This window comes from Halocynthiibacter sp. C4 (assembly GCF_028823805.1).
Lineage (GTDB): Bacteria > Pseudomonadota > Alphaproteobacteria > Rhodobacterales > Rhodobacteraceae > Falsihalocynthiibacter > Falsihalocynthiibacter halioticoli.
The window spans coordinates 132,993-145,079 of the sequence record NZ_JAPEIE010000002.1 but is presented as its reverse complement, the minus strand read 5'-3'; the positions used below and the strand labels follow the sequence as shown (position 1 = coordinate 145,079).

At 56.6% G+C, this 12,087-nt stretch carries 14 protein-coding genes; 6 read left to right on the top strand and 8 right to left on the bottom strand.

What is annotated here, in order from left to right:
• Window positions 1-48: 48 nt before the first annotated feature.
• From OU789_RS07815 to coaD, 3 genes are all read left to right on the top strand, one after another.
• Entirely contained in the window at window positions 49-942 is an 894-nt protein-coding gene (locus OU789_RS07815; protein ID WP_263952965.1) for a LysR family transcriptional regulator, read from the top strand.
• A 59-nt stretch (window positions 943-1,001) separates the two neighbouring features.
• A complete protein-coding gene (locus tag OU789_RS07810; RefSeq protein WP_274654814.1) occupies window positions 1,002-1,436 on the top strand; it encodes a CBS domain-containing protein in 435 nt (144 codons plus the stop codon).
• Window positions 1,437-1,559: 123 nt separating this feature from the next.
• A complete protein-coding gene (gene coaD / locus OU789_RS07805) occupies window positions 1,560-2,051 on the top strand; it encodes a pantetheine-phosphate adenylyltransferase (RefSeq protein WP_274654812.1) in 492 nt (163 codons plus the stop codon).
• Window positions 2,052-2,140: 89 nt separating this feature from the next.
• Here the strand turns inward: coaD and gap (OU789_RS07800) are convergent, their stop codons facing one another.
• From gap (OU789_RS07800) to gap (OU789_RS07790), 3 genes are all read right to left on the bottom strand, one after another.
• The gene (gene gap, locus OU789_RS07800; protein WP_274654810.1) at window positions 2,141-3,145 is read right to left on the bottom strand and encodes a type I glyceraldehyde-3-phosphate dehydrogenase; all 1,005 of its coding nucleotides are present in this window, start codon (window positions 3,143-3,145) and stop codon (window positions 2,141-2,143) included.
• Window positions 3,146-3,297: 152 nt separating this feature from the next.
• Entirely contained in the window at window positions 3,298-3,441 is a 144-nt protein-coding gene (locus OU789_RS07795) for a hypothetical protein (RefSeq protein WP_274654808.1), read from the bottom strand.
• Between the two features lie 16 nt (window positions 3,442-3,457).
• Window positions 3,458-4,462 (bottom strand): type I glyceraldehyde-3-phosphate dehydrogenase, encoded by a 1,005-nt coding sequence (gene gap / locus OU789_RS07790; protein WP_274654806.1) that lies wholly within the window; start codon window positions 4,460-4,462, stop codon window positions 3,458-3,460.
• 442 nt (window positions 4,463-4,904) lie between these two features.
• On the opposite strand from gap (OU789_RS07790), the gene OU789_RS07785 reads away from it, so the two are divergent.
• Window positions 4,905-5,195, top strand: coding sequence for a DUF6525 family protein (locus OU789_RS07785; RefSeq protein WP_274654804.1), 291 nt, complete (start codon window positions 4,905-4,907; stop codon window positions 5,193-5,195).
• A 97-nt stretch (window positions 5,196-5,292) separates the two neighbouring features.
• Here the strand turns inward: OU789_RS07785 and tkt are convergent, their stop codons facing one another.
• Window positions 5,293-7,314, bottom strand: coding sequence for a transketolase (gene tkt, locus OU789_RS07780; protein WP_274654802.1), 2,022 nt, complete (start codon window positions 7,312-7,314; stop codon window positions 5,293-5,295).
• Window positions 7,315-7,667: 353 nt separating this feature from the next.
• Here tkt and OU789_RS07775 point away from each other — a divergent pair, with 353 nt between their 5' ends.
• Together OU789_RS07775 and OU789_RS07770 are read left to right on the top strand one after the other, a co-directional pair.
• Window positions 7,668-8,123 carry a hypothetical protein gene (locus OU789_RS07775; RefSeq protein WP_274654800.1) on the top strand — a complete coding sequence of 152 codons (456 nt, stop codon included), beginning with the start codon at window positions 7,668-7,670 and terminating at the stop codon, window positions 8,121-8,123.
• Window positions 8,123-8,509, top strand: a complete 387-nt coding sequence (locus OU789_RS07770) for a cell division protein ZapA (protein ID WP_263952974.1) — start codon at window positions 8,123-8,125, stop codon at window positions 8,507-8,509. The genes OU789_RS07775 and OU789_RS07770 overlap by 1 nt, the downstream gene beginning before the upstream one ends.
• A gap of 98 nt (window positions 8,510-8,607) precedes the next feature.
• On the opposite strand, the gene grxD is transcribed toward OU789_RS07770, so the two are convergent.
• From grxD to purL, 4 genes are all read right to left on the bottom strand, one after another.
• On the bottom strand, window positions 8,608-8,967 hold the full coding sequence (gene grxD / locus OU789_RS07765) for a Grx4 family monothiol glutaredoxin (protein ID WP_274654798.1): 360 nt from the start codon (window positions 8,965-8,967) through the stop codon (window positions 8,608-8,610).
• 58 nt (window positions 8,968-9,025) lie between these two features.
• A complete protein-coding gene (locus OU789_RS07760) occupies window positions 9,026-9,268 on the bottom strand; it encodes a BolA family transcriptional regulator (RefSeq protein WP_263952976.1) in 243 nt (80 codons plus the stop codon).
• A 76-nt stretch (window positions 9,269-9,344) separates the two neighbouring features.
• Window positions 9,345-9,866 (bottom strand): hypothetical protein, encoded by a 522-nt coding sequence (locus tag OU789_RS07755; RefSeq protein WP_274654796.1) that lies wholly within the window; start codon window positions 9,864-9,866, stop codon window positions 9,345-9,347.
• Complete coding sequence (gene purL, locus OU789_RS07750; protein WP_274654794.1) at window positions 9,859-12,018, bottom strand: phosphoribosylformylglycinamidine synthase subunit PurL; 2,160 nt, start codon at window positions 12,016-12,018, stop codon at window positions 9,859-9,861. Before purL ends, OU789_RS07755 begins: the two co-directional genes overlap by 8 nt.
• Between the last annotated feature and the right edge of the window lie 69 nt (window positions 12,019-12,087).

Here is a 12,087-nt window from a genome sequence, read left to right as displayed (position 1 = left end):
GAGGCAAGTTCTCAAAAGGGTTTTGCATTTTTATAGGTACGAGGCAGCATGGCGCGTTGGGATGATCTAAGGGTGTTTCTGGCTGTTGCGCGGGCAGAGAGCCTTTCCGGCGCAGGTAAGGTCTTGCGCGTTGATCCGGCCACCGTGGGGCGCCGAATTGCTCAGTTGGAGCAGCAGGTGGATGCCGCGCTGTTCACGAAATCACCGCAGGGATACGCGATCACAACGGCAGGGCAGCGGCTCTTGGAGCACGCGATCCGCGCAGAGCAAGCGGTCGGCGAGGCGTTTTCTGATGTTGCGGGTGATGCAGGGGGGCTTACCGGAGCGATCCGTATTGGTGCGCCTGATGGGTGTGCGAACTATCTTTTGCCGCAGGTCTGTGCGGAGATATGCGCCGCGCATCCGGGGCTTGAGGTGCAAATTATTGCGCTGCCACGGGTGTTTAACCTCTCTAAACGGGAGGCGGATATGGCAATAACCGTAAGCCCGCCAAGTGCGGGGCGGCTGACGGTGCAGAAGCTCTCCGCCTATCACCTGCATCTTGCCGCGAGCCGTGAATATTTGGCCGAACACCCACCAATCCGTACGCTGGCAGACGTAAAGGGGCATCGGATTGTCGGCTATATCCCCGATATGATTTTCGACAAGGAGCTGGATTACCTCTCGGAAGCGGGGGCGGATCACGTGACGCTTGGCTCTAATTCCGTATCGGTGCAGTTCAACTGGGTGCGCACGGGTGGGGGGCTTGGTGTGGTGCATGATTTTGCTATTCCGGCCGCGCCGAATGTTACGAAAATCCTGACCGACGAAATCTCGCTCACCCGCAATTTCTACCTCGTGCGACATATGGACGACCGGCGCGTAGAACGGCTGAACCGTTTTGCGGAGCTTCTGGCGCAGGGAATACGCGGCGAAATCGCGCGTTTGGAGGCAAATTCTTGACACAAGCCCATTCTGGGGCGACGCTTGGGGTATTCTTTAATTTTTACATGGAGGTGCCCATGCTTGTGCAACAGATTTTGAAATCCAAGGCGGATGATGGGGTTGTCACTTTGGCGGCAAGCGCGAGCGTGAGTGAGGCAGCGCAAATGCTGGCCGAACGCAAGATCGGTACGATTGTGATTTCAAATGATGGCAAGAAGGCAGAAGGCATCCTTTCGGAGCGCGATATCGTACGCGAGATTGCCCAAAAAGGGGTGGCCTGTATGACGGACCAAATCTCTGAGGTGATGACAACCGGTGTTGTAACCTGCGGCCGTGCCGATCAGGTGGATGATGTGCTTCAGAAGATGACAGACGGACGGTTCCGCCATGTTCCCGTTGTTGAAGACGGAACGCTTGTCGGGCTGATCTCTATCGGTGACGTGGTTAAAGCCAAGCTCGCCGAACTCGCAATGGAGAAAGACGCCCTTCAAGGCATGATCATGGGCCACTAATCAGCGCGAGCCTTTGCTGATGCGCGCCGCGCCAATTATTCCGGCAGGCGGCGTCGGGAAAGGCTTGCAATCCGTGGCGCAATAATGTTGCGTGCACCAAACATTGCCACAGGAGGAACCAACGTGCGCATCGGACTATACCCGGGTACATTTGACCCGATCACCTTGGGGCATATTGATATCATCCGGCGCAGTACCGCTCTTGTGGATCGGCTTGTGATCGGCGTTGCGATTAACCGTGACAAAGGGCCGATGTTTGATCTGGATGAGCGGGTCTCGATGATCGAGGCGGAAATCGCGGGCCTGTCTAAAGAGACCGGAACCGAGATTATCGTGCATCCGTTCGAGAATTTGCTAATTGATTGTGCACATGATGTCGGGGCGCAGATTATCCTTCGTGGCCTTCGGGCGGTTGCGGATTTTGAATATGAATATCAGATGGTCGGCATGAACCGTGCGCTCGATGACAGCATTGAAACGGTGTTTTTGATGGCCGAGGCCAAGCATCAGGCGATTGCCAGTAAGCTGGTGAAAGAGATCGCAAGGCTTGGCGGGGATGTCAGCAAGTTTGTGACACCCGCGGTAAACGGAGCACTGGTGTCTCGGTTCCGCTAAATCCGACTACGGGTTTCTAGATTAGCCTAGATAAACAAAAAAGCCGCCCCGAATTGAGGCGGCTTTTCTAATGTGTGTAAGCGTTAAGCTTAGATAAGTTTTGCCATCGCAACCGCTGTGTCGGCCATGCGGTTGGAGAAGCCCCACTCGTTGTCATACCAAGTCAGGATACGGCACATGTTGCCGTCCATTACTTTGGTCTGGTCAGTGGCAAAGATCGAGCTGTGGGGATCGTGGTTGAAGTCCATCGATACCAGCTTGTGATCTGTGACGCCGAGAATACCCTTGAGCGGGCCTTCGGACGCGGCGGCGTGGATCGCAGCGTTGATCTCTTCGGCGGTTGTGTCGCGGCTGGCTTCGAATGTCAGGTCGACAACCGAAACGTTTGGCGTTGGAACACGGATCGCAACGCCGTCCAGCTTACCGTTAAGCTCTGGCAGCACGAGGCCAACGGCCTTGGCCGCGCCTGTGGATGTTGGGATCATGTTGCAGGCCGCAGCGCGGGCGCGATACAGGTCGCTGTGCATTGTATCGAGCGTTGGCTGGTCGCCTGTGTAGCTGTGGATCGTGGTCATGAAGCCGCGCTTGATGCCGATCACATCGTTCAGAACCTTGGCAACCGGCGAGAGGCAGTTGGTTGTGCAAGAGGCGTTCGATACAACGATGTCATCGGATGTGAGCGTGTTGTCGTTCACACCGTATACGATGGTTTTGTCAGCGCCTGCGGATGGCGCAGAGACAAGAACGCGGCTCGCGCCGTTTTCAAGGTGGATGGCGGCTTTGTCACGGGCGGTAAAGATACCGGTACACTCAAGCACGATGTCGATGTGACCCCATGGAAGTTCGGCAGGGTTGCGGATTGCGGTTACAGCAATCGGGCCACGGCCCACGTCGATTGTGTTGTCGGTTGTGGTCACGTCATGCGGGAAACGGCCATGCACGGTGTCATAGCGCAGGAGGTGCGCGTTGGTTTCAACCGGACCAAGATCGTTGATCGCCACAACTTCAATATCGGTGCGGCCGGATTCAACGATGGCGCGCAGAACATTCCGGCCAATGCGTCCAAACCCGTTGATCGCTACTTTTACAGACATGCGTAGTCTCCTCGGACTTCAAATAGTGTTGTATGGGGCCACGGGCTTGTTATCGCTAACAAGCCCAAGATGCAATGGGCCTTAACGGAGGAGCGCGGATTTTGGCTGTTGAAATTGACGAAGGGGAAGGGCGCGTGCGCCGATGCGCAGGCTTAGCGCCAGAAGGCGATGTATTCGATCGCTTGTCCGAGGCGGCGCGCGGCGCGGACAGGGAGATCAAGGTGTAGGAAAAAGTGATCTGCGACGAAAACCAGAAGGATCACGCCGCAGATAATCAAAACCAGTCGTGTCGTCATGCGCGCGCGCCACTTCCTAGGAGGTGAGGCGCCCCATTTCCGCAGCTACATCAGCCATGCGGCAGGAAAAGCCCCACTCGTTATCGTACCATGCCAGCACTCGCACCATACGTTTGCCGACGACCTTGGTTTGGTCAGGGGCGAAGATAGAGGAATGTGAGGTGTGATTGAAGTCGATCGAGACTTTTTGTTCAGGATCATAGGCGAGGACCGCGCCCATGTGGCCGTTGGCGGCATTGGCGACGATCTCGTTGATGTCGTCTTTGGTTACGTCTTTGCCCGCTTGGAACGTCAGATCAACCGCGGAGACATTCGGTGTTGGCACCCGCATCGAGGTGCCGTCAAGTTTGCCGTCTAGCTCTGGCAGTACGAGGCCAAGCGCCTTCGCTGCACCCGTCGAGGTTGGGATCATCGCCATAGCGGCGGCGCGGGCGCGGTACAGGTCTTTGTGGCGGCGGTCGAGCGTCGGCTGATCGCCGGTGTAGCTGTGGATCGTGGTCATGATGCCGCTCTCGATCCCGACAGCATCGTTCAGCACCTTCGCCAGCGGTGCGAGGCAGTTGGTGGTGCAAGAGCCGTTGGACACGATCTTGTCTTGGGGCAGAAGATCACGATGGTTCACGCCATAAACGACAGTGCGTGCCACATTGGTGGCAGGCGCGGAGATCAGAACGCGTTTTGCGCCACGCTCAAGATGGACCGCCGATTTTTCGCCATCGTTGAATTTGCCGGTACATTCCAAAACAACGTCACAGCCGGACCAGTCAAGCTCTTCCGGGTTATAGGTGCTCATCACGTCCATCGGGCCACGGCCCAAATCAAGCGTGTTGCCGTTGACCCGAATATCGCCCGCAAAGCGGCCATGCACGGAGTCATATTTTAGCAAATGTGCGTTTGTTTCGATGGGTCCGGTTGCGTTGAGTTTGACAACCTGAACGTCGTTGCGGCCGCTCTCTGCGATATGGGCCAATGTACAGCGGCCAATGCGGCCAAATCCGTTAATCCCGACTGTGACGGTCATAGCGTATCCTCTTTTTCGCGGTCATCAGGGGCCTCTGACGACTTGGCGATTACGGGGGTATATAGGGGAAAACCTAACATATTCCGAGGGTAAAACCTCTTTATTCGCAATATGTTAGCGCAAAACATAGCCCGTTGGCGCTAACAGGACGTAGCGTTCTATCTTGGGCATACGATGTTGGCGTTAACAATTTGTGGTCCAGAGTCTGGCAAAGGAATCACTTCGGCGTGGGCGTTGTGAGCGACAGCGGAAAATCGGCTTGCGAAGTATTACGTTATAACATAACTAGTGGGCCGCAAGATTTGAGCAACGAAGAGGGCACCGCGCGTATGCAGGCGAAATCACAAACAGTCCCTAACCTTTGCGGTTTGGGCAGTTGGTTGAAGAGAGTGAAGTATCGCGCGGCGGGGCTCGGGTTGCAGATCAAGGTGAATGCGCTCTGATGGCTGGAAACCTTGGCCGCACAAGCCTCAAGTGCAAGCGCCGTTCATCCGACCCGATGCGGGATTACGATCGCCTTCCAAGAGAATTGCGAATTTGGCTTTCTGGGGCGGTGCTGCCATGGCGGCCGCGCTCTGTGCGGCGCGCGTTTGATGCAGCGCTGTCGCGAACTGGCGGTGTCGGACCTGCGCTGGCGGAACTGGACCGCATCGAGCGGAACATCGTTTCCAAAGACGCGCGTAAAATCTGGGGGCATGATCACCCCAATGCTACCAACGTAAACAGAGTTTGAGTTTGGCAGAATGGCTTGTGCTTAGCCGCTGTAGAAACGAAAAGCCCCGCCGAAACGCATCCGGCGGGGCTTACTATTCTGTGAGGCTGGTCGAGGACTAGAGCCCGAGCAGCGCCTTAACCTTGGCAACTGTGTTTTCGGCGGTGATGCCGTATTTCACAAAGAGCTCTTCAGCAGGAGCAGAAGCGCCGAAGCCTTCCATGCCGACGAACCCAGCCTTGTTGGCCTTGCCGCGCTCACCTGTGAGCCATTTGTCCCAACCCATTTGAACGCCGGCTTCGATCGCAACCCGAACCGGGCCGCCTGGAAGCACGCGCTTGCGATAGGCTTCGTCCTGCGCTTCGAAGAGTTCCATACATGGCATGGAAACAACGCGTGTGCCGATGCCCTCTGCTTCAAGGAGCTCTTGCGCTTCAAGCGCAACCGACACTTCGGAACCTGTTGCCATCAGGATAACCTGACGTTTGGCAACCGCATCCTTGAGAACATAGCCACCAAGCGCGGTCATGTTCTTGTTCTTATGCTCTGTCCGAACGGTCGGTAGCCCCTGACGGGAAAGCGCCAGAACCGATGGAGTGGATTTAGACGTAAACGCAACTTCCCATGCCTCGGCTGTTTCAACCGTGTCGGCAGGGCGGAACACATATGTGTTTGGCGTTGCGCGCGAAATCGCGAGATGCTCGACAGGCTGGTGTGTCGGGCCGTCTTCGCCAAGGCCGATGCTGTCGTGGGTCATCACGAATACAGTCGGGATCTTGCTCAACGCAGCAAGGCGCATCGCCGGGCGGGCATAGTCTGTGAAACACATGAATGTGCCGCCGTAGGGGCGCATACCACCATGCAGCGCCATACCATTCATTGCGCTGGCCATACCGTGCTCGCGGATACCCCAATAGACGTAACGCCCTTTGCGGTCCTCTGGTGAGAACACACCCAGATCAGCAGTCTTGGTGTTGTTGGAGCCGGTGAGGTCGGCAGAGCCGCCAACAGTTTCCCACATCAGCGGGTTCAAGACCTCAAGCGCCAATTCGCTGGATTTACGGGTGGCAACCTTTGGCTGCTCCTCGGAAACCTTTTTCTTGAGAGCTTTGACCGCAGCCGAGATCTTTTTCGGTGCTTCAAGCGCATAAGCGCGGTTGAACTCATTCTGTTTGTTGCTGGAGAGGCTGGCGAAGCGCTCTTGCCATTCTGCATAGGCCGCAGCGCCTTTTTCGCCCATGGCTTCCCACTGGGATTTGATGTCGGCAGGGATGTCAAAAGGACCATGCTCCCAGCCGTAGGCCGTACGGGTGTTGGCAATCAGTGTTGCGTCTGTAAGGGCACCGTGGCCTTTGGACGTGTCCTGAGCGGAGGAGCCGAGCGCGATGTGGGTTTCACAGGCGATCATCGAAGGCTTGCCGGACTTCTTCGCAGCGGTGATCGCAGCATCAATCGCAATCGGATCGTGGCCGTCGATTTCTTGCACGTGCCAACCAGATGCCTTGAAACGCATGACCTGATCGGTACGGTCGGACAGATCAACGGTGCCGTCGATGGTGATGTTGTTGTTGTCCCAGAAGACGATCAGCTTGGAAAGCTCGTGGCGTCCTGCGATGCCGATGGCTTCTTGGCTTACGCCCTCCATGAGGCAACCGTCGCCCGCAATCACATATGTATAGTGATCGACAACCTTCTTGCCGAATTGCGCGCGCTGAAGTTCTTCGGCCATTGCAAAGCCAACCGAGTTCGCGATCCCCTGACCAAGAGGGCCAGTGGTTGTTTCAACGCCGTCGAGAAGGAAATTCTCTGGGTGACCCGCTGTGAGCGCGCCGGACTGGCGGAAGTTCTTGAGCTGCTCAAGTGTGACTTGCTCGTATCCTGTGAGGTGAAGCAGGGAATAGACCAGCATGGAGCCGTGACCTGCAGACAGGATAAACCGGTCCCGATCAGGCCAAAGCGGGTTCTTTGGGTCAAACTTCAGATGCTTTTCAAACAGAACAGTCGCCACATCGGCCATGCCCATAGGCATACCGGAGTGACCGGAGTTTGCAGCGGCCACAGCATCCAGTGTCAGGACACGGATTGCGGCGGCTTTATTCCAATGTTCGGGGTGCTCTTTGCGGAGAGTTGCAATATCCACGAGTATTCCTCTGGTTGGGCTCTTTTGTTAGCGGTTTGATAGCAAGTGTTTCGTAAAGTGCAAGGATGCAAGCTCCCTGAGTGGGAAAAGAGGCGGCAAAAAGGGGCGCAATTCGAAATTCGCTGCGATAAACTGACCATCAAGCGGTGTTTTGGCACGATTCGTGGTTTTACTGCCGCGCGGGTTTGCTACAATCAGGCGTGTTGACGTCATTACCGGACCAAGTCGAGAGAATGCGGTTCGGACGGTCGGCACGCTGGCAAGCGCCACATCGAAAAGCGCCGTAAAGAGGCGCGGAAATGGGATCACCGTCGAATGGCGCAGCCCCGCAGGCAGGCCGAGGAGAGAGGCACATGAGCGAGATCACAGAGTTTGAACAAAGAATTATGGCAGCTTTTGCGCGGATTAATTCGGGCGTGGAGCGGTTTGAAAAAGGTGAGAGTGCAGCCCTAAAGGAAGCGCTTGAAGCAGAGCGCTCGGTCAATGCCCAGCTTGAGGAACGCGTCCGCGCTATCAAAACCAAGCAGGAGCAAACATTGGCCAGCCTCGAGCGGCAGGTTGCTTCGCTTCAGGACAGCATCGGCACGCTCGAAGGCGATGTTGGTCGCCTCAAGGGGGTGAATGCCGAATTGCGCAAGAACAACGCGGCCTTGAGGCAGGCGATTGCTGATGGGGTTGCAGACAAAGAACTGGTTGACGCCTCGCTTCAGGCCGAGCTTGAAGGCGTGAAAAGCGCGCAGGCCAGCGACCGAAACGAGCTTGATGGTATCATCAAGGATCTGGAGACGCTGATTGGGGAGAATGCATAATGCCTGAGATCAAAATCACAATTGGCGGACGCGATTTCGAAGTTGGGTGTCAGGAGGGGGAAGAGCATTTCCTTCAGGCTGCTGCCGCACTGCTGGATGGCGAAGCCTCGGTTTTGGCGGAACAGATCGGGCGCATGCCCGAAGCGCGGATGCTTTTGATGGCGGGCTTGATGCTTGCGGATAAAACCGCAGGGCTTGAGGAGCGACTGGCGCAGGCCAATGACAAACTCGCGACGCAAGAGCAATTGCTCGAAGAATTGCGCGCGCGACCCACAGTACCGGATCAGGTTGCAGTGATCCCGCAAGAGATCAAAGATACGCTTGCAGAAATCGCCGCACGTGCCGAATCCGTGGCCGATACGATCGAAGAAAAGGCAAATGCTTGAACGTTAAGATGCGTGGCCAAGTCTTTGGAATAAAATAGAAAAGCCCGCCAAAATGGCGGGCCTTTTTGTTGGTTTATTACAGAATTTAGAATTCTGAACTAGGCGTTTGCTTCGCGGATTTTGTCGGCAGCTTCTTTGTTGAACGCTACTTCGTTTTCAGCAAACAGCGTATCAAGCTCACCGGAAAGCGTCATCTCTGTTACGATGTCACATCCGCCCACAAACTCGCCTTTTACATAGAGCTGCGGGATTGTTGGCCAATCACTGTAGTCTTTGATGCCTTGGCGAAGTTCATCGTCGGCCAGAACATTCACGTCGGCGAAATCGACGCCCATGAAGTTCAAAACACCGGCCACGCGGCTTGAAAATCCGCATTGTGGCATCTCTTTGGTGCCTTTCATAAAGAGGACCACATCATTGTTGGTTACGGTCTCTTTGATTTGTGTCTCTGCGCTCATCGGAGCTTCCTTTTTGTGTCAAACCTTCTGCAAAGAAGGGGTATTTCGGGGAGGCGCGTTATTCCGGAACCTTGGTGGTCAGTGCCAAGGCGTGTAGTGCGCCGTTGTTGCCGTCCATTGCGCCTTTGAGGCTCGCATAGACAGCGCGTTGCTGTTGCACTCGGTTCATGCCGCGGAAGCTTTCGTCCGTAACTTCCGCCGCCCAGTGGTTGCCGTCGCCGGCGAGGTCGGTGATTGTGATCTTTGCGTTGGGAAAGCCAGCGCGGATCAGGTCTTCGATTTCTTGGGCTTGCATTGCCATTGTTGGTTCTCCTGTTGGGCCAAACCTAATCCGCACGTTTGCGAAGTTCAAGGCGGGCAAAGCAGGAAAGGGCGCGTTAACCCTGCGGCGATTTCGCCACGTTTTGCAGGGACCGCAAGAAGGGCTTCACCGCACGCAAATCAGGCGCAGCAGCGCGCAAGGTTTCCATGTTCCATTCATCCTCTGGGGCAAGTGCCGTGAGAAGCGCGTGGCGGGTGGAGGCCTGCTCGGGTGTCATTGGAAGTGCTGTGGCGGCGACGAGGAGTTCAAGTGCTTGGTGGATGGGGCGCATGAGCGCGAAGGCTTCCATCATATCCGGAAGCAGTTCGGGCCGGTCTCGCCATGATTTTCCGTCGAAAATATCTTGCACAACGCGCTGCCCTGCGCCGAGGCAATCATAGGCAGAACAGCCGGAAAATCCCTTGTCATCAAGGCTTTCGTGGATGGCGCACAACCCGTTTCGCGCGAGGTTCGGGCAAGGCGTGCCGGCCGGTTTATCTATGGCAAATCGATTGGATTTGATAAGGTCGAGCGCCACGCAGCACAGGGCCGCGCAGCGCCCGCAATCTGGGCGCAGATCTGGGTGCGGATCAGGCAACCTTGGCTTCAAAGCTGCCGCGGAAGATGTCGGCAAGCTCTGTCAGCGGGGCGGAGGTTGAGCCGAAGCTTACTGTATCGCCGCCAAATTTACCGACAGTGGCGATTGGTACACCAGCTTGGTTCGCCGCGATAAAGAGCGCCTCTGCCTGATCGAAGCCGCAAGCCACGAGGTAGCGGGCCTGATCTTCGCCAAAGAGGGTTGCAGTGTCGTCACTATCGATCGCAACACCAACGCCAGCCGCTTCGGCCATCTCGAAGGCGGCGAGGGCGAGGCCGCCATCAGCCAAATCGGTGCAGGCTTCGATCATCTCGCGGTTGTCACGGATGAACGCGCCATTTGCTTTTTCGGCGGCAAGGTCAACGGCAGGGGCGTCGCCATCTTCGCGACCAAAGACTTCTGCCAGAAGCGCGGATTGGCCGAGGTGGCCGGTGGTTTCGCCAATAAGCAGTGCGACATGGCCGTCTTGGGCGGCGCCAGTGATTGCGTTTTCGCCTGCGTGGATGAGGCCAACAGCACCAATGGTTGGCGTAGGAAGGATGCCTTTGCCGTCGGTTTCGTTGTAAAGGCTCACGTTGCCCGACACGATCGGCATATCAAGGGCGGCAACAGCTTCGCCAATCCCTTTGATCGCACCAACAAACTGGCCCATGATCTCGGGTTTTTCGGGGTTGCCGAAGTTCATATTGTCGGTTGTGGCCAGCGGCAACGCGCCTACGGCAGACAGGTTGCGATAGGCTTCGGCAACGGCTTGTTTGCCGCCCTCAACAGGGTTCGCCTTAACGTAACGCGGTGTTACATCAGAGGTGAAAGCAAGCTGTTTGTCGGTGCCATGTACACGCACGATGCCGCTGCCGTTGCCCGGATTGCGGGTGGTGTCGGCCATGACCATTGTGTCGTATTGCTCGTATACCCATTGTTTGCCCGCGTAGTTCGGGCTGGAGATCAAGGCCTTCAGGCCGTCGATTGGGTCAACACCTGTTACGGGCTCCATCTCTTCGGCAGGGGGCGTTTCAACCCATGGGCGGTCGTATTCAGGCGCGGAGCCGGAGAGCGTTGCGAGCGGCAGGTCGGCTTTAACCTCGCCGTTGTGCAGAACAAGGAAGCGGTCTTCTGCGATGGTTTCGCCGACGATGGCAAAATCAAGGTCCCACTTTTCGAAAACGGCGCGGGCTTCGGCTTCAAGCTCGGGTTTCAGCACCATCAACATGCGCTCTTGGCTTTCCGAGAGCATCATCTCGTAGGCGGTCATGTTTTCTTCGCGTTGTGGTACGTCTTCGAGGTTGAGTTTTACGCCAAGGCCGCCCTTGTCACCCATTTCAACGGCAGAGCAGGTGAGGCCTGCGGCTCCCATGTCCTGAATAGAGATCACGGCACCGGTTGCCATCAACTCAAGCGTCGCTTCCATCAGGCGCTTTTCAGTGAAGGGGTCGCCAACCTGAACAGTTGGGCGCTTCTCTTCGATGGTGTCGTCAAACTCGGCGGAAGCCATTGTTGCGCCGCCAACACCGTCGCGGCCTGTTTTCGCGCCGAGGTACACAACCGGCATGCCAACGCCGGAGGCTGCGGAGTAGAAGATCTTGTCGCTGTCAGCCAGACCAGCCGCAAAGGCGTTGACCAGACAGTTGCCGTTGTAAGCCGCGTGGAAGCGCACTTCGCCGCCCACAGTCGGAACACCGAAACAGTTGCCGTAACCGCCGACGCCCTCAACCACACCGTTCACAAGCTGCTTGGTTTTCGGGTGATCGGGTTCGCCGAAGGAAAGCGCGTTCATTGCCGCAATCGGGCGTGCGCCCATTGTAAAGACATCGCGAAGAATGCCGCCGACGCCTGTGGCCGCACCTTGGTAAGGCTCGATATACGACGGGTGGTTGTGGCTTTCCATTTTGAAAATAACAGCCTGACCATCGCCGATATCAACCACGCCAGCGTTCTCGCCTGGGCCGCAGATGACCTGCGGGCCTTCGGTTGGCAGGGTGCGGAGCCATTTCTTGGAGGATTTATAAGAGCAGTGCTCGTTCCACATTGCCGAAAAGATGCCAAGCTCTGTGAAGGTCGGGGTGCGTCCGATGATCTCTAGGATACGCTCGTACTCGTCGGGGCTTAGCCCGTGACTGGCGATGAGTTCTTCGGTGATGGTTGGCTCTTGCATGTAAGTCCCCAGTAGGTTTGCGGTGCAGCGTGGCCCAAATCGGCGTGGCCCCATTTTGAAGTTGGGCAT

Excerpts from the sequence above, each read along its gene's own strand:
- OU789_RS07815 (WP_263952965.1), top strand. The coding sequence starts at position 49 with ATGGCGCGTTGGGATGATCTAAGGGTGTTTCTGGCTGTTGCGCGGGCA.
- OU789_RS07810 (WP_274654814.1), top strand. The coding sequence starts at position 1,002 with ATGCTTGTGCAACAGATTTTGAAATCCAAGGCGGATGATGGGGTTGTC.
- gap (WP_274654810.1), bottom strand. The coding sequence starts at position 3,145 with ATGTCTGTAAAAGTAGCGATCAACGGGTTTGGACGCATTGGCCGGAAT.
- OU789_RS07795 (WP_274654808.1), bottom strand. The coding sequence starts at position 3,441 with ATGACGACACGACTGGTTTTGATTATCTGCGGCGTGATCCTTCTGGTT.
- gap (WP_274654806.1), bottom strand. The coding sequence starts at position 4,462 with ATGACCGTCACAGTCGGGATTAACGGATTTGGCCGCATTGGCCGCTGT.
- OU789_RS07785 (WP_274654804.1), top strand. The coding sequence starts at position 4,905 with ATGGCTGGAAACCTTGGCCGCACAAGCCTCAAGTGCAAGCGCCGTTCA.
- OU789_RS07775 (WP_274654800.1), top strand. The coding sequence starts at position 7,668 with ATGAGCGAGATCACAGAGTTTGAACAAAGAATTATGGCAGCTTTTGCG.
- OU789_RS07770 (WP_263952974.1), top strand. The coding sequence starts at position 8,123 with ATGCCTGAGATCAAAATCACAATTGGCGGACGCGATTTCGAAGTTGGG.
- grxD (WP_274654798.1), bottom strand. The coding sequence starts at position 8,967 with ATGAGCGCAGAGACACAAATCAAAGAGACCGTAACCAACAATGATGTG.
- OU789_RS07760 (WP_263952976.1), bottom strand. The coding sequence starts at position 9,268 with ATGGCAATGCAAGCCCAAGAAATCGAAGACCTGATCCGCGCTGGCTTT.
- purL (WP_274654794.1), bottom strand. The coding sequence starts at position 12,018 with ATGCAAGAGCCAACCATCACCGAAGAACTCATCGCCAGTCACGGGCTA.